Genomic DNA, 24036 nt, shown 5'->3' with positions numbered 1-24036 from the left:
GTGATACTCCGTGCCGGCGCCAGGGGCGGACGGCGGGGTCAGCCGCGCGGGCGCGTGGCGACCGGGACGGGATCGAGGGCGATCCGCACGGTGTCGCCGTACTGCACGCGCTCACTCGCGTCGTGCTGCACGTTCAGCATCGTGCCGTCCGGCGTGCGCACGACCGAGCGTCGGAAGCTGCCCAGGAACGTGCTCTCCTGCACGGTCGCCTCGACGCCCGGGGCATCGGATGCCGTGAAGCGCACGTTCTCGGGGCGTACGAAAACGTCGACCGACCCCGCATCCGTCGGCGACTGCAGCGGCAGGCGTTGACCCCAGACGTCGACGAACTCGCCGACGACGGTGCCCGGAACCAGGCTCGAGACGCCGACGAAGGCCGCCACCTGCGCCGTGGCGGGCCGCAGATACAGCTCCTCGGGCGTACCGATCTGATCGATGCGGCCCGCGTTCATCACGGCGATGCGGTCGGATACCGCGAGCGCCTCCTCCTGGTCGTGCGTCACGAACACCGTGGTGATCCCGAGGCGCAGCTGGATGCGGCGGATCTCGTCACGCAGCTGCACGCGCACCTTCGCGTCGAGTGCCGACAGCGGCTCGTCGAGCAGCAGCACCCGCGGCTCGGTCACGAGCGCGCGCGCGAGCGCCACACGCTGCTGCTGGCCGCCCGACAGCTGGTGCGGAAACCGGTCGGCGAGGTGGCCGAGGCCGACGAGGTCGAGCGCGTCTGTTGCGCGCCGAGCGGCCTCGGCCTTGCCGACGCCGCGACGACGCAGGCCGAACGCGGTGTTCTCGAGCACCCGCAGATGCGGGAAGAGCGAGTACGACTGGAACACCATGCCGATGTCGCGCTTGTTCGTGGGAACACCCGACACGTCGCGGCCAGCGAGAAGCACGGCGCCGTCGGTGGCGCGCTCGAGGCCGGCGAGCACACGCAACGCGGTGGTCTTGCCGCATCCCGACGGACCCAGCAGCGATACGAACTCGCCCGGGGCAATGTCGAGGTCGACGCCGTGCAGCACGCGCGTCGCGCCGTAGTCCTTGACGACGCCGCGGAACTGCACGCGGGTGCCGGAGCCGGCCTCCGCCAGCAGCATGTTGTCGGAGGTGGAGGGGAGGCCCCGCAGCGGGGTGTCTGCCGTGGTCATGAGTTCTTCCTTCCGGCGCCCAGGCGTCCGGCCCGGCCGATGATGAGCAGCAGCACGAACGCGAAGGCGAGTGCCAGCAGGGTGAAGATGGCGGCGGCCCACGCATCCTGTCGGTTGATGAGGACGAGCGCCGTCTGCAGCACCTGGCGGTTCAGGAGGGACGCGATCGTGAACTCGCCGAGCACGACGGCGACCGAGATGAGGGATGCGGCGAGCAGCCCCGGTCGGAGGTTGGGGACGATGACCCGCACGAGCACGCCGAACCATCCCGCACCGAGGGTGCGTGCGGCCTCCGACAGGGTCTTGATGTCGATCGCGTCGATCGAGGCCTGGATCGAGCGGTACGTGAACGGCAGCACCAGCACGCCGTATGCGAAGGCGAGCGTCCATGCGCCGGTGCCGAGGGTCCGCCCGATCTGCAGGTAGATCGGGGCGAGGCCGACGACGAGCACGATCGCGGGGATCGAGATCGGCAGCAGGGCCAGGAACTCGAAGCCGCGACGCAGCTGCGGGAACTTCAGTGCGACGAGCACCATCGTGGGGGTGAACAGGAACAGCACGAGGGCGACCGTCACGGCCGCGAGCGAGAGCGAGTTGCCGAGGCCCGTCCAGATCGGCGCGTATTTCGCGGCGTTCGCGGCATCGAAGACGGCGAGCCACCGCGTCGGCGTGAGAGCGTCGGAGCCGGGTAGCGGCGCGAGCGTGAACAGGACCGTTGCGGCGAACGGTACGGCGAAGACGACGCCGACGACGATGCCGATGATCCAGCGGATGAGGGGGGAGGGGGCGAAGGTCTTCACGCCTGCCACCTCGCTGCCCGACGCTGGATGAGGGCGTAGACACCCATCACGACGGCGACGACGACGATCATGCCGAACGCAAGGGCGCCGGCGAGGTTCTCGCGTCCGAGCAGCGTTTCGCTCGTGAGCGCCGTGCGGATCTGCAGCGGGACGATCTGCGAGCCCTGGCTCGCCAGCGCCGCCGCCGTCGCGTACGAGGAGAACGCGTTCGCGAACAGGAGCAAGAGGCTCGCGAGGAAGGACGGCGCGAGCACCGGGAAACCGATGTGGAGCCAGAAGCTGCGCGGCGTGCCGCCGAGGGTCTGGTGGGCCTCGGCCCACTGGGGCTTCAGAGCCGCGAGCGCCGGCATGAAGGTGATGATCATGAGCGGCACCTGGAACACGATGTACGCGGGGATGAGGCCGGGAACGGAGTAGATCCACGCACCGTCGGCGTAGGGGTCGATGCCGAGCACGTTCTTGAGGAACAAGGTGACGATGCCCTGGGTTCCGATGGCGGCGACCATGACGAAGGCGAGCATCACGCCGCCGAACTGCGCCAGGACGCCGGATGCCGCATCCACCGTGCTGCGCACGAAGCCGGTCTCGGGGAGCCCCAGCATCGCGTAGCAGACGACCGCGCCCACGACCGCGCCCAGCACCGCGGTGAGCAGCGATACCCAGGTCGAGTTCCAGAACGTCATGAGGATGACGGGGTCGCCCAGCGCCGCGAGGTTGTCGAGCGTGAAGGCGCCGTGGGCGTCGAAGAGACCCGAACCGACGGCGAGGAGGGTCGGCAGGGCGAGGAAGAGGGCGATGTACGCCGCGAACGGAGCAAGTCCGATCCAGGACAGGTCACGCCCGGCGCCCCGCCGCCGGGGAGCCTGAGGCTCCCCGGCGGCGGGGCGCGCGTCGTGCGTGTCGCGGTCGGCCACGACGGATGCGGTCACGAGACGGCCGCGGCCCACTTCTCGCCGAGCAGGGTGCCGGCGTCGGTGCTCTGCTGCTCCGTCGGCACGACCGTCTTGTCCGGCGTCGCGGGCAGGGCGGCGGACAGCTTCTCGTCGAGCGTTCCCGCGGTCTGCATGGCGTCCATGCGCGCCGGGCGGGCACCGCCGGCGAGCCACAGGTTCTGCACCTCGTCGCTGTAGAGGAACTCCTGCCACAGGCGTGCCGCGGCCGGGTGCGGCGCGCTCTTGTTGATCGCCTGGTTGTAGTACCCGGCGTAGCCGGTGCCGTCGAAGACGACGACCTTCCAGTTGGGGTTGCTCTGGGTGTGGGCCGCGTTGAGGTAGTCCCAGTCGAAGACAACGGGCGTCTCGCCGCTGGCCACGGTCGCGCTGGTCACGTCGAGCTTCAGCATGTTGCCGGCGGCGTTCAGCTTGCTGAAGAAATCGATGCCCGGCTGGTAGTCGTCGAGCGTGCCACCGGACTGCACCGTAGCCATTCCCACCGCGGCGAACGCCGCGCCCGCCTGCGTCGGGTCGCCGTTGATGGCGACCGCGCCGCGGTACTCGTCGCCGAGCAGATCGTCGAGGCTCTTCGGGGCGGGGAAGCGCGACGAGTCGTAGCCGACCGACATGTACCCGCCGTAGTCACCGACGAACAGGCCCGTCGGCTCCTTGAGCGCATCGGGGATGTCGTCCCAGGTCTGCACCTTGTAGGGCGCGAACGACGCCGTGTTCTGCAGGGCGACGGTGAGTCCCAGATCGAACACGTCCGGGGCGGTGTCCAAGCCCTCGTTGGTCTTCGCTGCCTGGATCTCCTCGGCGCTCGAGATGTCCGGCGACTGCTCCTCGACGGAGATCTCCGGGTAGCGCTGGGTGAACAAGTCGATGATCTCGCCGTAGTTGGCCCAGTCGCGCGGCAGGGCGATCACGTTGAGCTTGCCCTCGGCCTTCGCCGCGGCCTCGAGGTCGGCGAAGGTGCCGAAGTCGGCGACGCTCGTGGCGGCCTGCGCCTTCGAGGAGTCCTCGGAGGACGCCTCGGCCGTGCCTGCGCAGCCGGCCAGGGCGACGGCGGCGATCGCCGTCAGAGCGATCCCGGCGACGGCGCGGCCGCGGCGGGTGGAGCGGATGGTCATGCGGATTCCTCTCGGGTAGTTCGATGCGGCCGCGCGCGAGGGGCGCGACAGATCGGGACGAGAGGAAGCTATGAGGAGGCGGTGACGGGTGCCGACAGTGGCGGTGAACGGGCCGTGTACGCAGCGTGGCCAGTGCGGTCGGCTCGGGCGTTGGCCTGCCGCATCCGCTGGCTGCGCCGCAACGCAAGAGCGCCACTTCCGCGCACCCGCCACAGGATCAACCTGTCGCGGCTGCGCAGAAGTGGCGCACCTGCTCACCTGCGTCGCAACTCGGGCACCCGGGAGAGGGGGCCGAGAGCGGCGGCGGGTCAGGGGGCGAGGCGTGTGGGCCCGCGGAAGAGGAAGGTCACCTCGCGGATCGAGTCCTGGCCGAGCATGAGCATCAGCACGCGCGCAAGGCCCATGCCGAACCCGCCGTGGGGTGGGATGCCGTAACGGAAGAAGTCGAGGTAGTGCTCGAGGCCCTCGAGCGACAGGCCCTTCTCCAGCGCCTGCGCCTCGAGCACCTCGATGCGGTGTTCGCGCTGCGCGCCCGTCGTGATCTCGGTGCCGTTGAACAGCAGGTCGTAGCTGTTCGTGAGCCCGGTCTCGGCGTTGCGCATGTGGTAGAACGGCCGGATCTCGGGGTGGTAGTCCGTGATGAAGACGAACTGGTGGTCGTAGGTCTCGCGCACGTGGGCGGAGATCTGACGCTCGCCCTCGGGGTCGAGGTCGCCGTCGGTGCGCGGGATGTCATAGCCGCGCGCCTTCACGATCTCGCGCGCCTCGGCGAGCGGGATGCGGGGGAACGGGAGCGTCGGCACGACGACGTCGATGTCGAACAGCTCCTTGATCTCGTCGCCGTGCTTCTCCTTGACCGCGGTGAAGGCGGCCGCGAGCAGTTCCTCCTGCATCGCGGCGACATCCTCGTAGGAGTCGATCCAGGACAGCTCGGCGTCGACCGAGGTGAACTCCGTCGCGTGGCGGCTGGTGAAGCTGGGGTCGGCGCGGAACACGTCGCCGATCTCGAACACCTTGCCGAAGCCGGCGGCCTGCGCCATCTGCTTGAAGTGCTGCGGGCTCTGCGCCAGGTAAGCCGTCTGGTCGCCGAAGTACTCCAGCGCGAACAGCTCGGCGTTGCCCTCGGCGGGCGTGGACATGAGCTTGGGGGAGTGGATCTCGACGTAGTCACGCTCGACCCAATAGGTGCGCATGGCGTGCTCGAGCGTCGTCTGGATACGGAAGATCAGGTTGTTGCGGCGCTGACGCAGGTCGATGAAACGCCAGTCCATGCGCTTGTCCAGACCGCTGTCGGCGGCGATGGGCGTCTCCGGCAGCGCAGCAGCCGCGATCTCCAGCGACGCGATCTTGATCTCGACGCCGCCGAGCTTGACGCGCTCGTCGTGCTTCAGCTCACCTGTCACCGTCAGGAACGTGCCGGTCGCGAGGTTCGATATCGTCTCGGTCAGCGCGAGCGCTGCCGCCTGCTCGGCCGTCGCGTCCTCGCCGAGCTCGCGGGTGGCGGGGTTCACCAGCTGAACCGCGCCGGTCTCATCGCGCAGGATGACGAACTGCACCTTCTTCTGGTCGCGGACGGTCTCGACCCATCCGGACACCGAGACACCTCCCGCGGGGAGGGACTTCAGCTGCTTGACCAGAACGCGTTCACTCACGAGAGAGCAGTCTACGGGCCGTGCCCGGCGCCCGTACGATGGCGGCGTGAGCAGTGAGCGCCCCGGCGAGGAACCCGCGATCTTCCGGTTGCCGCCCGAGTCGTTCCGCATCGGCTCCGACGAGGCCCGGGCCGTTCGTCCGGAGCCTGCTCCGCGTGGCGAATCCGCCGAGTCGATGCCGCAGCGCCACGCTGAGCGGACCGTTCCGCGTCGGCGGCGCAAGGCATGGGATGTCGTCTTGACGATCGTGCTGCTGGTCTCCACCGCCGCGGTCTCGGCCGTCGCATCGACGTTGGCGCTCCTGCTTGCCTCCTCCTCCACCGGATGCGGCGCCGATGGCCGCGTGTGCCGCACGGAGCTGCTCCAGGGCGGTGTGTGGACCATGCTGACCGTGCCGTGGATCGTCTTCGTGCTGACCGCGTTCTTCGCGGTGCTGCTGCTCGTCGTGCGCCGCCGGGCGTTCTGGGTGCCGCTGGTGGGAAGCGTCATCGCCGCACTGAGCTGGCTCGTAGGCGCCGTCCTGCTCTGGGCCGCCGTCTAGTTCTGCGGGGGACAGACCTCCGGGTCCTTTCCCAGCCGCGGTTCACCGCGGATGGATACCGTGTACGCGACGCACGACATCTTCGCCCGATCACCGAGAGTCTCGAGGACCCCGATGACCCAGGTCGCTCTGCCCGTCCGCGCCTCGTCGAGCGAATCCTGGCTGAGTCAGCTGATGGACGCGCTGGTCGGACTGATGGAGTGGATCGGCCCCATCGGCGCCGGAATCGCGATCGCCCTGGAGAGCGTCTTCCCGCCGCTGCCGAGCGAGGCGATCCTTCCGATGGCCGGCGTCACGGCCAGCCGCGGCGGCTTCACCCTCGTCGAGGCGCTCCTGTGGACGACGGCGGGATCCGTGGTCGGTGCGCTCGCCCTTTACGGCATCGGCGCGTGGCTCGGCATCGACCGGTTGCGCCGGGTCGCGGCGAAGGTCCCGCTGCTGCATCCGGAAGACATCGACCGCACGGTCGCCTGGTTCCACAAGCACGGCGACAAGGCCGTGTTCTTCGGGCGGATGGTGCCGCTGTTCCGCAGTTTCATCTCGATCCCCGCGGGTGTCACCCGCATGCCGCTGTGGCGCTTCGTGCTGCTGACGGCTGCCGGCAGCATGCTGTGGAACGCGATCTTCGTGCTGGCCGGCTACTTCCTCGGCGAGTCGTGGCACATCGTCGAGCAGTATGCCGAGGTGTTCCAGGTCATCGTGATCGTGGGCGTCGCCGTCGGCATCGCCTGGTTCGTCTACGCGCGCGTGCGCTCCCTGCTCGCCCATCGACGCCGCGTGGGCGCCCGCGACTGACCGCTACCAGCTGACGCTCAGTCTCTTCATATCCGCCATCCACGTAAAATCGGGGGGTGCCCGCCGAACGCCTCCACCTCGTGCGCCATGGCGAGGTCCACAATCCTGACCGTGTCCTCTACGGTCGACTGCCTGAGTTCCGGCTGAGTGCGGCGGGCCGTCGGATGGCGCGCCAGGCCGCGGAGCACGTGCAGGCCGAGGGACGACCCGTCACCGCGTTGGTCTGCTCGCCGTTGCAGCGCACGCGCGAGTCGGCCGAGCCGTTCACCGAGCTCTTCGGTTTCGAGCCCGTCGTCGAGCCCGACGTGATCGAGCCCTGGAACGTGTTCGAGGGCAAGAGGATGCGGCGGGCCCTGGCCAACCCCCTGAACTGGCGTCATGTGACGCGCCCCTCCGTCCCGAGCTGGGGGGAGCCGTATGCCGAGGTCGTCGCGCGGATGCAGCGGGCGATGGCGAAGGCGTGGAATGCGGTTCCCGCGGGCGACGTCGTCATCGTCAGCCACCAGCTGCCCATCTGGGTGACCCACCTGGCGATCGCGGGCCTGCCCCTGCGGCACGACCCGCGCGCCCGCCGCTGCGCCCTGTCCAGCGTGACGAGCTTCGAGGGCGGCCCGGGAGCGTGGCGCGAGATCGCCTACGCGGAGCCCGCATCCGTCGAAGGCGCCGTCGATGTAGGAGCAGTATGAGATTCCGTCCCCGCCGCCTCGCCGCAGCTCTGGTCGCCGGCGCGCTGGCCGTCACCCTCGCGGCCTGTTCGGCGAACGATTCCCTGGCCGACCAGTACCGGGAGGGCTCGAACAAGGGCTACATCGGTGCCGACGGCGTGCCGATCGTCGAGACCCCGCCGGCGGAGCGTTCCGATCCCATCGTGTTCACGGGTGTGAGCGACAGCGGCAAGACGGTGACGAACGAGGACTACGCCGGCCAGGTGCTCGTCGTGAACTTCTGGTACGCCGCGTGCGGCCCTTGTATCGTCGAGGCGCCGCGCCTCGAGAAGTCGTACGAGGACCTGAAGGGCGAGAACGTGTCGTTCCTCGGTATCAACACCTACGACCAAGCGCCCACGGCCGCATCCTTCGCGAAGGACAACGGCATCAGCTATCCCAGCCTGCTCGCGGTCAACGACAGCAAGCTGAAGCTGTCGTTCGCCGACGCCACCCCGCTCACGGCCACCCCGACGACCCTCGTGCTCGACAAGCAGGGCCGCGTCGCCGCGCGCATCGTCGGTGAGCTCGGCGACGCCTCGATCCTCACGACGCTCGTGCGCGACGCCCTCAAGGAGGGTTCGTGACGGGCATCGTCGCCGAAGGAGCGCTCTGGGTCGCGATCCCGCTGGCGCTCGCCGCGGGGCTCGTCTCGTTCCTCTCACCCTGCGTGCTCCCGCTCGTGCCCGGTTACCTCGGCTTCCTCGGAGGAGCGGCGGGGACCGCATCCGGTCGCAAGGGCCGCGGGCGCCTGCTGCTGAGCGTGCTCCTGTTCATCGCCGGGTTCACGGTGGTCTTCATGGCGATGACCGTGCTGGGCGGCTCGCTCGGTCGGTTCTTCCTGGAGTACTCCGACATCATCACGCGCGTGCTCGGTGCGGTCGTGATCGTCATGGGGCTCATCTTCATCGGTCTGCTCGGCTTCGCGCAGCGCACGTTCAAGCCCAACGTCCGGGGGAACCTCGGACTGGTGGGTGCGCCTCTGCTCGGCCTCGCGCTCGGCATCGGCTGGGCGCCGTGCATCGGCCCGACGCTCGCGACGATCCTCGCGCTGTCGTGGAACATGGGCGACCCCGGCCGCGCGGCAGTCCTCGGACTCGCGTACTCGCTCGGCCTCGGCATCCCCTTCCTCCTGCTGGCTGCCGGCTTCGGCTGGGCCAGCAAGTCGGTGTCGTTCCTGCGCCGCCACATCCGTGCCATCAACATCTTCGGCGGCGTCCTGCTCATCGTTCTCGGTGTGCTGATGGTCACCGGCGTCTGGAGCTCACTCATGTCGCAGTTGCAGGGGGTGCTGGTCAATGTCCCGCTCCCCATCTGATCGAGCCGACGTCTCGGAGCCGTTGCGGCCGTCGGACCACATCGACGGCCGCCCCGCTCCGGCACGCGACGACGATGTGACGTCGCCGCGTCTCGGACCGATCGAGTGGCTCCGGTGGGGATGGCGGCAGCTGACGAGCATGCGCACGGCCCTCGTGCTGCTGCTCTTGCTGGCGATCGCCGCGGTTCCGGGCTCGATCTTCCCGCAGCGCTCGGCCGACCCGAACGGTGTGACGCAGTTCCGGTCCGACAACCCAGACCTCTTCCCGGTGCTCGACTGGTTCAAGCTGTTCGACGTCTACAGCTCGCCGTGGTTCTCGGCGATCTACATCCTGCTGTTCATTTCGCTCATCGGCTGCGTCATCCCGCGCACGCGACACCACTGGAAGGCGCTGCGCGCGCGCCCGCCCCGCACGCCCGCGCGCCTGTCGCGCCTCGACGACCACCGCGAGATCGTGGTGCGCCTGCCCGAGGGCACGGATGTCGCCGCCGCCGCGGAGGATGCGATCGCCTCGGCCGCAGCGCACCTGCGAACCGCCCGTTACCGCCTCGAGCGCTACGACGGCCGCGGCGCCCTGTCGGTGTCGGCCGAGCGCGGATACCTCCGCGAGACGGGCAACCTGCTCTTCCACATCGCCCTCGTGGGTGTGCTCATCGCGGTGGGTGTCGGCGGCGCGCTGACGTACACCGGCCAGCGCGCCATGGTGCAGGGGACGAGCTTCGTGAACGCCCTGACCGATTACTCGTCCTTCAACCCCGGACGCTTCGTCGACGCCGACCAGCTCTCGCCGTACTCGATCACCCTCAACAAGTTCGACGTGACGTATCAGCCCTCCGGAACCGCAGCAGCGGGGCAGGCCGGGGACTTCGTCGCACACGTGACCACGCAGCTGCCGGGCCAGGATCCGCAGGACGGCGAGGTGCGCGTCAACCATCCGCTCGATATCGCTGGCGACCGCGTGTACCTCATGGGCAACGGCTACGCGCCCATCGTCACCGTGCGCGACGCCGACGGCGACGTCGTCTTCCGCGACGCCGTGCCGTTCCTGCCGCAGAACAACAACATGACCTCGCTCGGCGTCGTCAAGATCGCCGACGGCATGCCGCAGCAGCTCGGTCTCGTGGGGTTCTTCTACCCGACCGCGCAGCCGCTGGACACCGGTGCGTACACCTCGGTCTACCCCGACCTGATCTATCCCGTGCTGAGCCTCGACGTGTACGAGGGTGACCTCGGCATCGACGACGGCACGCCCCGCTCGGTCTACACCCTGGATCCCACCGGGATGACCAAGCTCACCGGCATCGACACCGACAAGTCCTCCATCCAGCTGCTTCCCGGCCAGACGACCGACCTGCCGAACGGCCTCGGCACGATCACGTTCGAGAACGCGGCCGACCCGAGCCAAAACGAGATCACCGACGGAACTCTGGACTCGGGTTCGCCGGGCGCCGACTACTCACAGGCCGTGCCGCGGTTCGTCTCGCTCTCCATCCACCACGACGTCGGCGCGCCCTGGGTGCTGCTGTTCGCGGTGATCGCGCTCGCCGCGCTCCTACTCGCTCTGTTCGTGCCCCGCCGCCGGATGTGGGTGAAGGTCACGCCGCGCGAGGGAGCGCTGCTGATCGAGTACGCGGGCCTCGCGCGCGGGGAGGACCCGCAGATCGCCGTTGCGGTCGACCAGCTCGCCGATCGGCACGGACGTGCCTTCGCCGACGCGGCGGAGGGCGAGATCATCGACGCGAATCGGCCGACCACCGACGCAGACCCGAAAGTAGACTGACCCCATGCCCGAACAGCTCTCGCTCGACGCGGTCTCGCTGCTCACCGTCTGGACGGCGGTCGCGATCTACGCCCTCGCGTTCATCGCCTACACGATCGACCTCGCCCGCCGCTCCGCCGACGCCGTCGACCGGCAGGACGCCCGCGTGCGCGAGCGTGAGCTCGTCGGCGCCGGCGGCGAGACGATCTCGCAGGTGCGGGCGAGTGAAGAGCGCGCCGCCGCATCCCTCTCGGCGCGCGGACGCGAACGCTCGCGTCCGGTGTGGGCGCGCATCGGCACATCGCTGACCTGGCTCGCGTTCCTCTTCCACCTCACCGGCGCGGTGCTGCGCGGCATCGCCGCCGAGCGGGTGCCGTGGTCGAACATGTACGAGTTCGCCTTGACGGGCACCGTGCTGATCGTCGCCGTGTACCTGGCCGTGCTGTTCCGCTACGACCTGCGCTTCCTGGGTGCGTTCATCACGGGACTCGTCGCGGTGCTGATGGGCTGGGCGACGCTCCTCCACGTCGACGTCGTGCCGCTGGCCGACCCGCTCAAGAGCGTTTGGCTTGTGGTGCACGTGTTCGTCGCCTCCCTGGCGACAGCGTTCTTCGCGCTCGCCTTCGCGCTCTCGGTTACCCAGCTGTTGCAGGCGCGCCGCGAGCGCAAGGCGGCTGCCGCCGACGCGAAGACGGGGCCACGGTTCCTGCGCATCCTCCCCGGAGCCGACGCACTCGAGTCGCTCGCCTACCGTTTCGCGATCGTCGGGTTCATCTTCTGGACCTTCACCCTGATCGCCGGTTCCATCTGGGCCAACGACGCGTGGGGTCGCTACTGGGGCTTCGACACCAAAGAGGTGTGGACCTTCGTGATCTGGGTGCTCTACGCCGGCTACATTCACGCCCGCGCCACGCGCGGATGGCGCGGCACGCGGTCGGCGTGGCTGTCGATCATCGGCTTCAGCGCCGTCATGTTCAACTTCACGATCGTGAACCTGTTCTTCAAGGGACTGCACGTCTACAGCGGCCTCAGCTGACCCGCATCCCCGCACCTCGTGCCTCGGCGCCTTCGGGCTGCCGGGGCACGCTGCTGTGTGGGCGCGGCCGGGCGGCCGCATCCGGCGTCCCCGCATCCCGCATCCGCGCGTCGGAGAGTCGGTCGAATGTCGGAGGATGCGGCGTCGATCCTCCGACGGGAGTGCGTTTCTCCGACCGGGGGTGAGGCCGGGCCCCGGTCGGCCCGCCGCCCCGGCCCCGCGCGTCAGGCCAGGGCAGCGCGGGCCGAGACGGTGCGGCGTCGAGAGACGACGATGGTCGTCGCCACGAGCGACAGCAGCAGCCACACGACCAGGGTCCCGACGCCGGCCGTCACTCCGCCGGCGCTCGTCAGAGCGCCGAGCATCGCGGTGTAAGCGGGCTGCACCGGCAGGACGGAGGCGATCGAGGTCAGCACGCCCGGGACCGTGGAGACGACTCCCGTGGCCACGATGAATGCGCCGATGATGGCTCCGATCCACCTGCCCGCTCCGCCGAAGACGGCCACGAGAGCCTGATTCACCGCCGCGAAGGCGACGCCGGCGAGTACGCAGATCGCCGCGAAGATCGACCAGTCCGCCCAGTCGTAGCTGGCTGCGAGCTGCACGACGCCGGCCACGAGCAGCCCCTGCACGGCGCCGAGGACGGCGCCGGGGGCGAAGGCACGCAGCGCCAGCGTCACCGAGGATCGGCGGCTCGTGAGGGCCCGGGCGGACACCGCCTGGAACGCGACGTACGAGCCGAGACCGCCGAACCACAGCACGAGGGCGGTGAGCAGCGGAATGGCGGCCGCGCCGAACAGGTTCGAGCCGATGCCCTGCGCCGAGACCGGCTCGGCGACGACGGATGCGGTCTGCTGCGCCTGTTCGTCGGTGTAGGTCGGGACCTGATCGACGGCCGTGTCCAGCCCGGTCGCGAGCGAACCCGCGCCCGTCGAGAGCTGTCCGACGCCGTCGGCGAGCGACGTGGCCCCGGTGGATGCCTGGTTCGCTCCGCTCGCGAGGGCGCTCGCGCCTCCGGCGAGCTGTGTGACGCCGCCCGAGAGCTGGGCCGCGCCCGCGGCGAGCTGGTCGGCACCGGTGGCGAGACCGCCCGCGCCGGACTGCAGGTCGCGCGCGCCGCCGGCGGCGTCCGAGATTCCCGCGACGACGCCGGCGCCGTAGCCCGCGGCGGTTCCGGCAGCCGTGCCGATCGCGGCGATCGTATTCGGTGTGGGGTTCGCCTTGTCGCCGATCGTGGTGAGCAGTTCCGCGCAGAGCGGTGCCGTGGGGCCGTAGGTCTTGTAGCACTCCTGCACGAGTTCGCCCAGCTTCGCGCCCAGGGTCTGCGTTTGGGTGAGTGCGCTGTTCGCGGCCGTCGTCGCCGCGCTTGCTGCCGTCCTCAGGTCAGGAATCTGGGGATCGTTCGCGCCACTGTCGAGACCGGCCGCGAGCTTGCCGGCGCCGTCGGACAGCTGGCGCGCACCGGATGCGAGCTGCTGTGCGCCGCCGGGCAGGGCCGCTGCGCCGGACGCGGCCTGCGCGGCGCCGGAGGCGAGCTGGTCGGCGCCCGTGGCGAGCTGGCCGACGCCGCTGGACAACTCGGTCGCGCCCTGGGCGGCGCTCGCGGAGCCGTCGGCGAGCTGCTTCGCGCCATCCGCGGCCTCACCCAGCTGGTCGTGCAGCGTCGTGAAGCCGAGCAGCACGTTCGTCAAGTACTGCTTCGAGACGGCACTGCCGAACACGGATGCGGCCGTCTGCGTGATCTGCGCGGTGATGGCCTGGTCGACCACGCGTGCGTCCGGCGCGCTCTCGACCGAGATCGTCGCCTGCTCCGGGGTCGAGCCGGGAGCGGTGGAGGTGGCGGCGGCGGAGAAGTTCTCGGGGATCGTGATGACGGCGCTGTAGGTGCCGTCGGCCAGGCCCGCGGCCGCATCCTCGTCGTTGGAGATCGTCCAGTCGATGTTGCTGGGAACATCCGACGAACCCTCGACGAGTCCCGCGGTGAGCTGGCGTCCGAGCGGGGCGAGCTGCCCGTTGATCTCGACCGGCTTGTCGTCGTTCACGATCGCGGCCGACATGTTCTCGAGTCGTTCCACGGGGTTGTAGAGGGCCGCCACGAGAAGCCCGCCGATGATGACGGGAAGGAGCACGATGCCGAGCACGGTCGCCCAGGTGACGGGACGCCGGGTCTGGGAGCGTTCGATGGGGACGGTCATGCGAGCACCTCCGCGGGAGCCGTGGGAAGGGTGACGGGTTCGCCGGTGCGATAGCCGGCGTCGGTGAGCAGTGTGCGTGCGGCGGCGATGTCGGATGCGGACCCGACGGCGGTAGTGACGAGCGTGAGCTGGCGCGTCGCGGCGTCGCGCAGCAGCGCCAGAGCCGTGTCGCGTTCGGTGTGGGGCAGTCGCTCGAGGCGGTCGACGCCGTCGATCACGACGACCGCGGGAGAGCCCGACAGCGCGTGTCGGAGGTCATCGACGGGGTCGGATGCGGTGGCCAGCAGCGCCATCCCGGCGCGCGCCCGTACCCAGGCGCCGCGTTCGGGAAGCAGGTGGCCCGCGACGCGCAGGCGTCCGTCGCTCGGGCTCAGTCGGCCCGCCAGGACGAGCGTCAGCGCGTGCGTCGCGGCGGGATCCTCTGCGGCCACCACCAGCGCCTCGCCCGGTGCGACGGTCGCATCCACCGGGCCGAACACGGGCCTCGCCTCGGTGCGCAGCGCGAGCTGCTCGGCGACGACGACGGCGGAATCATCGTTCGCCCACTCGCGCAGCGACAGCTCGCGTTCGACGGCCTCACCCTCGATGTCGAAGTGCGGCAGGACGCGCTCCAGCCACTTCGGCATCCACCAGGCCTTGTCTCCGAGCAGTGCCATGACCGCGGGGACCAGCGTCATACGCACGAGGAACGCATCGATGGCGATTCCTGTCGCGAGTCCGAGGGCGATCGGCTTGAGATTCGAATCCCCTTCGGGAACGAAGGCCGCGAAGACGGCGAACATGATGATGGCCGCGGCGGTCACCACGCGGGCGGATGCGGTGTACCCGCTGCGCACGGCCTCCAGTGCGATCTCTCTCGCCGGGCGGTGGGGGTTGTCGCGGCGGGCGTGCACGAAGTCCTCCCGCATCCGGGAGACGAGGAACACCTCGTAGTCCATGGCGAGGCCGAACAGCACGCCCATCAGCACGATCGGCATGAAGCTGATGACCGGGCCGACGCGTGCCACGTGCAACAGGTCGGCGAACCAGCCCCACTCGAACACGGCCGCGACGACGCCGAACGAGGCGGCGACCGAGAGCAGATAGCCGAGCGCCGCCTTGACCGGCACCCAGATGGAGCGGAAGACGATCATCAGCAGAATGAGGGAGAGCCCGACGACGAAGATGCCGAAGGGCAGCAGTGCCGCCGACAGGCGGTCGGAGATGTCGATGGCCACGGCCGTGAAGCCGGTGACCTGGAGATCGACGCCGTACTCGTCGCGGAGGCGGTCGTGCTGGGCGCGGAGCTCCCGCACGAGCTCGGCCGTGGCCGGGTCGTCGGGGGCGGTCTCCGGCACGATCTGTACGATGCCGGTGTCGGCCGCCTGGTTCGGGGTCGCGAGGGCGACCTCCTTCACGCCCGGGATGCGGGAGATCTCGTCGCCGAGGTCCTTCATGAGGGTGAGCGGGTCGGTGGAGGTGACGATCGTCCCGGTCATGATGAGCGGGCCGTTGGCGCCGGGACCGAAGTGCTCGCTCGTCAGGTCGTAGGCGACGCGGGCCGGGTCGCCCTTCGGCAGCTGGCCGGCGTTGGGCAGGGCGAGCGCGAGGCTCGTCGCCGGGATCGCCGCCACGCCGAGCACTGCCACGACCGCGACGCTCGTCACGACGGGGTGGCGCGTCACCATGGCCACCCATCGCGTCGCGAAGCCCCGCCGAGCGGGAGCGGCCGCATCCGCAGCCGGGCGCCGGTCGCGCCTGCTCCAGCCGCGCACGCGCCCCTTCACGAAGCCGAGCATCGCGGGGGTCAGAGTGACCGCGACGAGCACGGCGATCGCGACGGCGACGGCCGCCGCGACTCCCATCGTCGTCAGGAACGGGATGCCGGCGAAGCCGAGGCCGATGAGCGCGATGAGCACGGTCATCCCGGCGAAGAGCACGGCGGAGCCGGCAGTGCCGGTCGCGCGGGCCGCGGACTCCTCGGGGTCCGCGCCGCCTCGCACCTGGTCCTGATGCCGGGAGATGATGAACAGCGCGTAGTCGATGCCCACCGCGAGGCCGAGCATGAGTGCGAGCAGCGGCGTCGTCGAGGACACCGAGGCGAAAGCGGTGGCCACGAAGATGAGCGCCATCGATAGACCGACCCCGAGGATCGCCGTCATGAGCGGGAGCCCCGCGACGACGAACGACCGGAACGTCACGATCAGCACGACGAGCGCGATCAGCAGACCGACGAGTTCGGTCACGGTGACCCCGGGCAGCGAGACGGCGAACAGATCGCCGCCGAGCGCGACCTGCGATCCCGCGGGGAGCTCGGGCTCCAGCGCGTCGACCGTGGACTGCAGATCGGTGCGCGTGGACTCCGGCACGTCGGTCACCTGACCGTCGAACTGCATCCGCACGATCGCCGCGGTGTCGTCGTCGGAGATGCTGCCGGTGATCGACGCGTCGTAGGGGTCGGTGACCGCGAGCACGCCGTCGAGCTTCTCGATCGTCGAGATCGTGTCCTCGATGCGCGTGCGGTAGTCGTCGTCCGTGATCTTCGTGCCGTCGGCGGCGACCACGACGAACTGCGCGTTCGTGCCGCTGACCTGGGGGAATGTGCGCGAGAGCTGTTCCAGGCCCGCCTGCGACTCGGTGCCGGGGATGGAGAACTTGTTGTCGGTGCCCTGCGAGAACAGTGCGGCGCCGGCGCCGGCGAGCGCGAGCAGCAGCAGCCAGGCGATCAGTACGCGCCACGGTCGGCGGTACGACCAGCGGCCGAGCGAGTACAGGAGCGTGGACACCGGCGCCTCCGTGGGTCGAGGTGATCGGGCGGGTTCGATACGGGAGTGTATCCGATACAACTGTGTATCCTAGAGTCACCTCCGTGGTGAACCTGGGCGATCGATGAAAGCCACATGGACGTGGTGGAAGGAGAGATCGTGACGCAATCTGCCGTGCCTCGAAGTCGGGAGAACACCCGTGCGCGCCTTCTCGCCGCCGCATCCGAGGTGTTCGCCGAGCTGGGCCTGGAAGGCGCATCCGTCGAGGCGATCTGCGAGCGCGCCGGCTTCACGCGCGGTGCCTTCTACTCCAACTTCGCCTCCAAGGAGCAGCTGCTGCTCGGACTGATGCAGCAGGTCGCCGACCAGAAGCTGGAGCAGGTGACCGAGCGGGTGCGCGAACTCGGCGAGGACACCTCGGTCGACCGCAATGTCGCCGAACTCGTCACCAGCGTCCTCGACGTCGGAACCGACGTGCCATCGGGTGTTGTGCTGATGAGCGAGATCCGCACGAACGCGATGCGCGACGAGCGGCTCGCCGAGGCCTACCTCGGCTGGGAGGCCGCAATGGCGGAGCGGGTCGCGGAGATCATCGGCGATATTGCGGGTACGTACCGACTGCGGCTGCGCATCCCCGCGATCGAGTTCGCGCGGCTGATCCTCGACGTGTGGGACGCTACCTGTGCCTTCGCGGTGATCTCGGGCCTCGCGCCCCTCGCCGCCAAGGACCTGCTGACCCAGCGCACGGCGGCGCTGGCGGCGGCGGTCACCGACGCGGAGTGAGTCCGGACTCGCTCACCAGCCCGTAGCACCGCTCGAGCCGATCCTCCCACCAGCTGCGGCGGGCGGGGTCAGCGGTATGCCTGCGCAACAGGTCGGCGTCCGGCACCGCACGTCGCACCTCGATCGCGCCGCCGACCGCACGCAGCGGCGCGGCGGTCACGTCGGCCGCCAGCAGCGATGCGGTCCCCAACCCGCAGTCGTAGTCCAGCTCGGGGAGCGCCGCCGCGAGCGCGAGCCCCATGCCGAGTCCCACCGACGTGTCCAGGGCGCTGGAGACGACGGCGGGAAGCCCCGCATCCGCGACGATCCGCAACGCCCGGCGCACACCTCCGAGCGGCGCCGCCTTCACGACCAGCAGATCGGCCGCCTGCTCGCGGGCGACGAGCAGCGGATCCGCGGCCTTGCGCACGCTCTCGTCCGCCGCGATGTCGATGCCGGAACGATGCACGCGCCAGCGGAGCTCCGTGAGCTCCGCCACGCTCGCGCAGGGCTGCTCCGCGTACTCCAGGTCGTATTCGGCGAGCGCGCGCAGCGCGTGCTCCGCCTCGTCGACGTTCCACCCGCCGTTCGCATCGATACGGATGCGGCCGGCCGGCCCCATCGCCTCGCGCACCGCGGCGACCCGCGCGATGTCGTCGGCCAGAGTCTGCCCGGCCTCTGCGACCTTCACCTTCGCGGTGCGGCAGCCGTCGAAGTGGCTGAGCACCTCCGCCACGTCGGATGCGGGGACGGCCGGAACAGTGGCGTTGACCGGGATTCGGGTGCGCACCGCATCCGGCTGCGGGTTCCAGGCGAAGTCGATCGCCGCGGCCAGCCAGGTCGCCGCCTCATCGTCGGCGTACTCGACGAAGGGCGAGAACTCCGCCCACCCGGCGGGACCCTCGAACAGGAGCGCCTCGCGCACGTCGATGCCCCGGAAGCGGGTGCGCAGCGGAAGCGCGACCACGTGGAGGTTCGAGCGGATGTCGGCGAGCGCGGGAGTCACTTCTCCATTGTGCTGGCGGTCGTAGGCTGACGGCATGCCTCTTCTCGATACTCCGGTCCGTCTCGGGCTCCAGCTCCAGCCGCAGCACGCCGCCTACTCCGACATCCGCGACGCCGTCGTGCGGTTCGAGGACATGGGCGTGGACATCCTCTTCAACTGGGACCACTTCTACCCGCTGTTCGGCGACCCGGACGGCGCGCACTTCGAGTCCTGGACGATGCTCGCCGCGTGGGCCGAGCAGACCGAGCGGGTCGAGTTCGGCGCCCTGGTGAACTGCAACAGCTACCGCAACCCCGACCTGCAGGCCGATATGGCCCGCACGATCGACCACATCAGCGCCAAGGGCGGCGAGGGACGATTCATCTTCGGCACGGGTTCGGGCTGGTTCCAGCGCGACTACGACGAGTACGGCTATGAGTTCGGCACCGCCGGCTCGCGGCTGAACGAGCTCGCCGACGGCCTCGCGCGCGTGACGACGCGGTGGGGCAAGCTGAACCCGGCTCCGACCCGCCGCATCCCGATCCTCATCGGCGGCGCGGGTGAGCAGAAGACGCTGCGTCTGGTCGCGCGTCACGCCGACATCTGGCACAGCTTCGTCGCGCCCGAGGACATCGCGCACAAGCTCGGCGTGATCGAGAAGTGGGCGGAGACCGAGGGTCGCGACGTGTCGAACCTCGTGATCTCGAACGAGCTCAAGGATCGCGATGAGGAGTACGCCGACGCGCTGTTCGCCGCGGGCGTGCGCACCTTCACGCTCGGACTCAACGGCCCCGACTACGACCCGGAGATCGCTCGCCGCTGGCTGCGCTGGCGCGACGCGAAGAACGGTTGAGCGCTCTCAGTCATCCGCCAGCAGGGACGGCAGGTAGCCGAGCGAATCCAACCGGCGGATCAGTCGCGGCGCGAGCGGCCCACGTGAGAGTGAGAGCCGGTAGAAGCGAGGACCTTCTTCTGCCTGCTGCAGCAGGCGTCGATCGAGCAGGCTGCGTATGGCGCGCGAGCGCGCTGACGCGGTGCCGGGCAGGGTCGGTTCGAGATCGCCCGCTTTGACGACTCCGCGTTCGAGGGTGAGGCGAAGCGCGTCTCGTTCCTGTGGTGAGATCAGACCGTCTCGAAGGAGGGATTCGAGAGCGGGTCCAACCAGTTCAGCGACCACGAAGTCGTGTTGCTGCAGCTCAACGAGACGTGCGACGTCGTTGCGGATGCCTCGGACGAAGAACTCCGCCCACGCGATGGTGCCGCTATCGCTCAGATCATCAGCGCGTTCCAGCGCGGCGATGTAGGCCTCACGCTGGTTGCCGAAGACAGCGGTGGGGTTGAGCGCGCTGTAGCCGCGCGTGGCGAAGATCGTCTTGCGCAACATGGCATACGTGAAGAGGCGGGAGACGCGGCCGTTGCCATTCTGGAAGGGGTGGATCCAAACGAAGCGATGGTGCGCAATGGCGATCTGCAGCATCTGCTCATGCAAGGGGCGCGGAGTGTTGGCGAAGTCGAGCAGCGACGTCATCTCCGCGTGTACCGTCACCCAACTGGGGGGAACGTGGGCCGAGCCGGTGATGGCGACGTCCACCTCGCGATAGGCGCCTGGATGGGGATCCCCTTCGCGCAGGAGGTCCTCGACGGTACGACGATGCAGTTCGCGCACGAAGGAGTGTGACAGCGGCTCCGCCGGATCGATCCGGTCGATGAATCTCGCGGTCTCCGCGATGTTGGAGATCTCTCGGAAGTGGTCCTCTTGTGCGGCAACGCCGGATCCGACCTGTTCGATGGCGTCGTACACGGTCGTGTGGTTGCCCTCGATCCTCGCCGACACCACGCTCATCACGACGTCGAAGAGGCGATGCAGCTCGACGAAGGTATCGGACGGCGTGGTGCCCGTGCCGATGTCGGCGCGGAGGCGTTCAATCTCGAAGAGTGTGGCAACGAGTTCCGTTCCGAAGTCGAGGCGCGGGATTTCGTACTTGTCGTCCATGCTCTCGATTATTGCGCCGCCTGGGTCGATTAATTGCCGGATCTAGCAATTTTCGCGCCATTTCAGGCATGCACGATGTTCTATCCGGCAGATTATTTGCAACTCTCACCGACGGGATTTGCACTGGCGAGACAACTAGGATTGCGAGCGTGAGCGTCTCCGAACTCTTCGATCCTGCGGAGTGGGAACTCGCCCCCGGGGCCGATTCCTACACCGACATCACGGCGCACGTCTCGCGCGACGGCCGCATCGCGCGCATCGCGTTCGATCGCCCCGAGGTGCGAAACGCCTTCCGCCCCCACACGGTGGACGAGCTCTACCGCGCCCTGGATGCGGCTCGTCAGAATCCGCGCATCGGCGTCGTCCTGCTCACGGGAAACGGCCCGAGCCCGAAGGACGGCGGGTGGGCCTTCTGTTCCGGCGGCGACCAGCGCATCCGCGGCCGCGACGGCTACAAGTACTCCGATGACGAGACGACCGTGGCCGACCCGGCACGGGCGGGGCGCCTGCACATCCTCGAGGTCCAGCGCCTGATCCGGTTCATGCCGAAGGTCGTCATCGCCGTGATCCCCGGCTGGGCGGCCGGCGGCGGGCACTCGCTGCACATCGTCGCCGACCTGTCGATCGCCTCGGCCGAGCACGGCCGGTTCAAGCAGACGGACGCGGATGTGGGCTCCTTCGACGCGGGCTACGGCTCGGCGTACATGGCCCGTCAGGTCGGGCAGAAGATCGCGCGCGAAGTGTTCTTCCTGGCGGAGGAGTACTCGGCTCAGCGCGCGTACGAGATGGGCGCGGTCAACCGTGTCGTCCCGCACGCCGACCTCGAGCGCGAGGCCATCGCGATGGCGCGCACGATCCTCACCAAGTCGCCGACGGCGATCCGGATGCTGAAGTTCGCCTTCAACGCCGTCGACGACGGGCTCGTGGGGCAGCAGGTCTTCGCCGGCGAGGCGACCCGTCTGGCGTACGGCACCGACGAGGCGGTCGAGGGACGGGACGCGTTCCTCGAGAAACGCGAACCGGACTGGTCGCCCTACCCGTGGCACTACTGACCGCCCGACCCCCCTCGGCGCCTGGCGCCCGCGGGGTGCTGGGGGCTGTGCGCGCGGCGCTCGACGGTGCGGGCCCCGCCGTGCATCTCGGCGGCGCAGCGCCGGTGCCGGTGCCGGCGGGGGTCGCCGCGGTCGTCACGACCTCGGGGTCGACCGGCTACCCCAAGGACGTGCTGCTCAGCCGCAGCGCCCTCATCGCGAGCGCGAGCTCCACCGCCGCGCGGATCGGCGAGGGCGCGTGGCTGCTGGCGCTGCCCGCGACCTACGTGGCGGGGCTGCAGGTGCTCGTGCGCTCGCTGCTGGCCGGCCACGAACCGGCCATCCTCGAGGGGCACTTCTCGGTGGAGGGCTTCGTCGCCGCCGCGCGGGGCATGGCCTCCGCCGCGCACGGCGCGCGCACGCCAACCTACACCTCGCTCGTCCCGGCGCAGGTGAACCAGCTGATCGCCGCGGCCGGCGCGTCTGAGGTGCGTGCGGCCCTCGCCTCGTTCGACGCGATCCTCGTCGGCGGGCAGGCGCTTCCGGATGCCGTTCGCGAGCGGGCCGCATCTCTCGGAGCGCGCATCGTGCGCACCTATGGCGCGAGTGAGACGAGCGGCGGATGCGTGTATGACGGCGTTTCGCTGGACGGTGCGCGTGTGCGGATCGCGGACGGCGAGGTGCAGCTGTCGGGGCCGATGCTCGCCGAGGGGTACCGCGACGATCCCGAGCGCACGGCCGCCGCCTTCGTGCGCGACGACGCGGGGGTGCGCTGGTATCGCACGGGCGACGCCGGCTCGTTCGACGCCGGTCGCCTGCGGGTCACGGGCCGTCTCGACAACGTGATCGTCTCCGGCGGGGTCAACGTATCGCTCGACCGCGTCGAGCGCGTCGTGCGCGGACTGCCCGGGTTCGCGGACGCGGTCGTGGTGGGCGCGGCGCACGAGCGGTGGGGCGAGACGCCCGTCGTCGTCGTGCCGGGAGCGGACGCGGCCGCATCCGCTCGCCTGGACGAGGTGCGGGCTGCGGTCGGTGCCGACGTCGGAGCACCGGCGCGACCCGATCGCATCGAGGTCGTCGCGAGCATCCCCGCGCTCTCCAGCGGCAAGCCGGATCGTCGAGCGCTCCGTGCGCTCGTCGAACGCTGACGTCGTCGCAATAGGATGACTGCTCGTGGCCAGTAAGACCAAGAAGAAGCGACCCGGCGTCTCGGGCAACCCTCAGAAGGCGCGCGCGCAGGTCGGTCCGCGTCCTGTTCGGCGCGCAGGCGTGGGGGATTGGATCGAAGGCGCGAGGCTCCGCACCCTCCCGCTGGCCGTCTCGCCGGTGCTGCTGGGCACGGGTGCGGCGCTCGTGATCGACAACGCTCTGCACTGGCTGCTCGCGCTCGGCTGCCTGGCCGTCGCCGTGCTCCTGCAGATCGGTGTCAACTTCGCCAACGACTACAGCGACGGGGTCCGCGGCACCGACGATTTCCGCGTCGGACCCGCCCGCCTGACGGGCGCAGGCAAAGCGAAGCCGCGCACCGTGCTGATCGTCGCCCTCACCTTCTTCGCGTTGGCCGCGCTCGCGGGACTCGCCCTCACCATCCGCACGCAGCAGTGGTGGTTCCTGGCGGTGGGCGCCGTCTGCATCATCGGGGCGTGGTTCTACACCGGCGGCAAGCGCCCCTACGGCTACGCCGGCCTCGGCGAGGTCGTCGTCTTCGTGTTCTTCGGGCTCGTCGCGACCCTGGGCACGACGTGGGTCCAGGTGCAGGTGCTGCCGCAGGAGGCCTGGTTCGGCGCGGTCGCCGCGGGTCTGTTTGCCTGCGCCGTGCTGTTGGCCAACAACCTGCGCGACATCGAGCCCGACAAGAAGGCCGGCAAGAAGACGCTGAGCGTGCGGATCGGCAAGCGGGCGACGCAGGTGCTGTTCACCGTGATCGTGCTCGTGCCGTTCGCGATCTCGATCTTCCTGGCGTTGTTCTACCCGCCCGCGTGGCTCACGCTGCTCGTGCTCCTGCTGGTGCTTCCCGCGGTGCTGATCGTGTGGACGTACCGCGAGCCGAAGGAACTGGTGGTGGCGCTGAGTCTCACCTCGCTCGGCTCGCTGGCCTACGCGGCGCTCGTGTTCTGGGCGCTCCACGGCTGAGCGGCGGACGGCGATCATCCGTCCCGGCTCGCGTCAGGTGCGAGAGCTGAGGACTCAGTCGCCGGATGCGGCGTCTTCGGCCTCGGCGTCGTCGGCACCGAGCGGGCGGCGCGGCTGACGGGGCTTGCCGAGATCGGCCGTCGCCTCCGCAAGGGGTCGGCGCAGGAAGAGGATGGACAGGCTCAGCCCGATCAGCGCGGCGAAGATGGCCGCGAGCCAGTACAGCTCCTGAAACACGGGCAAGAGCATGAGGATCGCGAACGGCACGAGGAACGCGAGAACGCGCAGTACCGAATAGACGATCGCGGGACGGGCCTTCACCCCCTCATCCTACGCGTCGAGCGCCTGCGCTCTCGGGGCCCGTGCAGGCCACGCGGCCTA

The 24036-nt window shown here is 69.7% G+C and carries 22 protein-coding genes; 12 read left to right on the top strand and 10 right to left on the bottom strand.

What is annotated here, in order from left to right; genetic code table 11:
* Positions 1 to 38: 38 nt before the first annotated feature.
* From ACYVJS_RS04545 to aspS, 5 genes are all read right to left on the bottom strand, one after another.
* Complete coding sequence (locus ACYVJS_RS04545) at positions 39 to 1145, bottom strand: ABC transporter ATP-binding protein (protein WP_460738195.1); 1107 nt, start codon at positions 1143 to 1145, stop codon at positions 39 to 41.
* A complete protein-coding gene (locus ACYVJS_RS04540) occupies positions 1142 to 1945 on the bottom strand; it encodes an ABC transporter permease (protein ID WP_460738193.1) in 804 nt (267 codons plus the stop codon). The genes ACYVJS_RS04545 and ACYVJS_RS04540 overlap by 4 nt, the downstream gene beginning before the upstream one ends.
* Entirely contained in the window at positions 1942 to 2874 is a 933-nt protein-coding gene (locus tag ACYVJS_RS04535) for an ABC transporter permease (RefSeq protein WP_460738191.1), read from the bottom strand. The genes ACYVJS_RS04540 and ACYVJS_RS04535 overlap by 4 nt, the downstream gene beginning before the upstream one ends.
* Positions 2871 to 4007 carry an ABC transporter substrate-binding protein gene (locus ACYVJS_RS04530; protein ID WP_460738189.1) on the bottom strand — a complete coding sequence of 379 codons (1137 nt, stop codon included), beginning with the start codon at positions 4005 to 4007 and terminating at the stop codon, positions 2871 to 2873. Before ACYVJS_RS04530 ends, ACYVJS_RS04535 begins: the two co-directional genes overlap by 4 nt.
* Positions 4008 to 4315: 308 nt before the next feature.
* A complete protein-coding gene (gene aspS, locus ACYVJS_RS04525; RefSeq protein ID WP_460738187.1) occupies positions 4316 to 5659 on the bottom strand; it encodes an aspartate--tRNA(Asn) ligase in 1344 nt (447 codons plus the stop codon).
* Between the two features lie 46 nt (positions 5660 to 5705).
* On the opposite strand from aspS, the gene ACYVJS_RS04520 reads away from it, so the two are divergent.
* From ACYVJS_RS04520 to ccsB, 7 genes are all read left to right on the top strand, one after another.
* Complete coding sequence (locus ACYVJS_RS04520) at positions 5706 to 6200, top strand: DUF6264 family protein (RefSeq protein WP_460738185.1); 495 nt, start codon at positions 5706 to 5708, stop codon at positions 6198 to 6200.
* Between the two features lie 114 nt (positions 6201 to 6314).
* Entirely contained in the window at positions 6315 to 6995 is a 681-nt protein-coding gene (locus ACYVJS_RS04515) for a DedA family protein (protein WP_460738183.1), read from the top strand.
* Between the two features lie 56 nt (positions 6996 to 7051).
* Complete coding sequence (locus ACYVJS_RS04510) at positions 7052 to 7681, top strand: histidine phosphatase family protein (protein WP_460738181.1); 630 nt, start codon at positions 7052 to 7054, stop codon at positions 7679 to 7681.
* Positions 7678 to 8286, top strand: a complete 609-nt coding sequence (locus tag ACYVJS_RS04505) for a TlpA family protein disulfide reductase (protein ID WP_460738179.1) — start codon at positions 7678 to 7680, stop codon at positions 8284 to 8286. The genes ACYVJS_RS04510 and ACYVJS_RS04505 overlap by 4 nt, the downstream gene beginning before the upstream one ends.
* Positions 8283 to 9017: a cytochrome c biogenesis CcdA family protein gene (locus ACYVJS_RS04500; protein ID WP_460738177.1), complete on the top strand. Its 735-nt coding sequence runs from the start codon at positions 8283 to 8285 to the stop codon at positions 9015 to 9017. Before ACYVJS_RS04505 ends, ACYVJS_RS04500 begins: the two co-directional genes overlap by 4 nt.
* Positions 8998 to 10797, top strand: a complete 1800-nt coding sequence (resB, locus tag ACYVJS_RS04495) for a cytochrome c biogenesis protein ResB (RefSeq protein ID WP_460738175.1) — start codon at positions 8998 to 9000, stop codon at positions 10795 to 10797. Before ACYVJS_RS04500 ends, resB begins: the two co-directional genes overlap by 20 nt.
* Positions 10798 to 10801: 4 nt before the next feature.
* The gene (gene ccsB, locus ACYVJS_RS04490) at positions 10802 to 11812 is read left to right on the top strand and encodes a c-type cytochrome biogenesis protein CcsB (protein WP_460738173.1); all 1011 of its coding nucleotides are present in this window, start codon (positions 10802 to 10804) and stop codon (positions 11810 to 11812) included.
* Positions 11813 to 12036: 224 nt separating this feature from the next.
* Here ccsB and ACYVJS_RS04485 read toward each other — a convergent pair whose 3' ends face one another.
* A complete protein-coding gene (locus ACYVJS_RS04485; protein WP_460738171.1) occupies positions 12037 to 14007 on the bottom strand; it encodes a YhgE/Pip domain-containing protein in 1971 nt (656 codons plus the stop codon).
* Positions 14004 to 16772 (bottom strand): MMPL family transporter, encoded by a 2769-nt coding sequence (locus ACYVJS_RS04480; protein ID WP_460738170.1) that lies wholly within the window; start codon positions 16770 to 16772, stop codon positions 14004 to 14006. Before ACYVJS_RS04480 ends, ACYVJS_RS04485 begins: the two co-directional genes overlap by 4 nt.
* Positions 16773 to 16910: 138 nt before the next feature.
* On the opposite strand from ACYVJS_RS04480, the gene ACYVJS_RS04475 reads away from it, so the two are divergent.
* Positions 16911 to 17534, top strand: coding sequence for a TetR/AcrR family transcriptional regulator (locus ACYVJS_RS04475; RefSeq protein WP_460738168.1), 624 nt, complete (start codon positions 16911 to 16913; stop codon positions 17532 to 17534).
* Here ACYVJS_RS04475 and ACYVJS_RS04470 read toward each other — a convergent pair.
* The gene (locus tag ACYVJS_RS04470) at positions 17518 to 18519 is read right to left on the bottom strand and encodes an o-succinylbenzoate synthase (RefSeq protein WP_460738166.1); all 1002 of its coding nucleotides are present in this window, start codon (positions 18517 to 18519) and stop codon (positions 17518 to 17520) included. The genes ACYVJS_RS04475 and ACYVJS_RS04470 overlap by 17 nt on opposite strands.
* A 34-nt stretch (positions 18520 to 18553) precedes the next feature.
* Here ACYVJS_RS04470 and ACYVJS_RS04465 point away from each other — a divergent pair, with 34 nt between their 5' ends.
* Complete coding sequence (locus ACYVJS_RS04465) at positions 18554 to 19351, top strand: LLM class F420-dependent oxidoreductase (RefSeq protein ID WP_460738164.1); 798 nt, start codon at positions 18554 to 18556, stop codon at positions 19349 to 19351.
* 6 nt (positions 19352 to 19357) lie between these two features.
* Here ACYVJS_RS04465 and ACYVJS_RS04460 read toward each other — a convergent pair whose 3' ends face one another.
* On the bottom strand, positions 19358 to 20491 hold the full coding sequence (locus ACYVJS_RS04460) for a Fic family protein (protein ID WP_460738162.1): 1134 nt from the start codon (positions 20489 to 20491) through the stop codon (positions 19358 to 19360).
* 149 nt (positions 20492 to 20640) lie between these two features.
* Between ACYVJS_RS04460 and ACYVJS_RS04455 the strand changes: the two genes are divergently transcribed.
* From ACYVJS_RS04455 to ACYVJS_RS04445, 3 genes are read left to right on the top strand one after another with little or no spacing between them, the layout of a single operon-like run.
* Positions 20641 to 21543 (top strand): 1,4-dihydroxy-2-naphthoyl-CoA synthase, encoded by a 903-nt coding sequence (locus ACYVJS_RS04455; protein ID WP_460738160.1) that lies wholly within the window; start codon positions 20641 to 20643, stop codon positions 21541 to 21543.
* 35 nt (positions 21544 to 21578) lie between these two features.
* A complete protein-coding gene (locus ACYVJS_RS04450) occupies positions 21579 to 22670 on the top strand; it encodes an AMP-binding protein (RefSeq protein ID WP_460738158.1) in 1092 nt (363 codons plus the stop codon).
* Positions 22671 to 22695: 25 nt separating this feature from the next.
* Positions 22696 to 23655: a 1,4-dihydroxy-2-naphthoate polyprenyltransferase gene (locus tag ACYVJS_RS04445; RefSeq protein WP_460738156.1), complete on the top strand. Its 960-nt coding sequence runs from the start codon at positions 22696 to 22698 to the stop codon at positions 23653 to 23655.
* A 54-nt stretch (positions 23656 to 23709) separates the two neighbouring features.
* Here the strand turns inward: ACYVJS_RS04445 and ACYVJS_RS04440 are convergent, their stop codons facing one another.
* The gene (locus ACYVJS_RS04440) at positions 23710 to 23976 is read right to left on the bottom strand and encodes a DUF4229 domain-containing protein (RefSeq protein ID WP_460738154.1); all 267 of its coding nucleotides are present in this window, start codon (positions 23974 to 23976) and stop codon (positions 23710 to 23712) included.
* Positions 23977 to 24036: the final 60 nt, after the last annotated feature.

This window comes from Microbacterium neimengense, from assembly GCF_054782995.1.
The sequence above is the reverse complement of the archived record's forward strand: the minus strand, read 5'-3'. Positions and strand labels throughout refer to the sequence as shown.